At 66.6% G+C, this 761-nt stretch carries 1 protein-coding gene and 1 pseudogene; one reads left to right on the plus strand and one right to left on the minus strand.

Going from position 1 to position 761, the window contains the following annotated elements; genetic code table 11:
• Window positions 1–359: pseudogene (locus MOV75_RS40425) on the minus strand (hypothetical protein); the annotation flags it as partial.
• A 78-nt stretch (window positions 360–437) separates the two neighbouring features.
• Between MOV75_RS40425 and MOV75_RS40430 the strand changes: the two are divergent.
• Window positions 438–761, plus strand: a 324-nt coding sequence (locus MOV75_RS40430; protein ID WP_247008433.1) for a hypothetical protein, incomplete at its 3' end; no start/stop codon positions are given.

The raw sequence follows: 761 nt of genomic DNA on the forward strand, positions 1-761 counted from the left end.
GTCAGCGCCGCCCGGCTGCCAGCCTTCGCCATCCGCGCGTGCAGCGCGATGATGAAGGCGCGAAAGCCGTTGTCCTGCGGCGCCATCAGCGCCGCGGTCTGCCAGCTCGTCGACAGGATCGCGATACGGCGGCCACTGCTGTGACTGACGTCGGCGCGAAAGCGGTGCTGCTGCATCGACACAGGGCGAAACGACAGCCGGATCGCTCTGATCTCGTCATAAGGCCACAAGCCCGAGCGCCCGGCGATGTGCCACGAAAGCCCCTCCTCCGTCAGCTCGAAACGATGCGCCGAGCCGATCAGCGACGCCTTGTAGGCGTAGCTCGTGCCCGAAGCCGCCTCAGCTCCCGAATCCCGCATCTTCACAATCAATCCAATCCTGCAGTCCCGCCTGCGACCCGCTTGCGTGATCGCCCTCGCCCATCCTACAAGCGAGACATGGCTGAGACGATTTTTTTTCCGCGCCGCCTGATTCTCGGCGCCGCTATGATCTCAGGGGTGCTGCTCGCGCTCGCGGTGCACATGCTGGGCGCGCGCTACGGGCTCGACCTCGGCGGGCTCTGGCGCTCCAACTCGCATGAGTTCATCCCCGCCGGCGCGGCGATCGCGTGGTGGCTGATTGCCACGGTCGGCTTTTCCGGCGGCTATTTCACGGCGACGTTGATGCAGAGCGCCGTCTCCGGCCAGATCCCGCAGCGGATGCGGCAGTTCCTGATCGCGGTCGGCGTGCTCCTGCTTGCAGGCGCGGGCCAGGTGGCTTCG

The sequence above is a fragment of the Bradyrhizobium sp. PRIMUS42 genome (genome assembly GCF_023006515.1).
GTDB lineage: Bacteria > Pseudomonadota > Alphaproteobacteria > Rhizobiales > Xanthobacteraceae > Bradyrhizobium.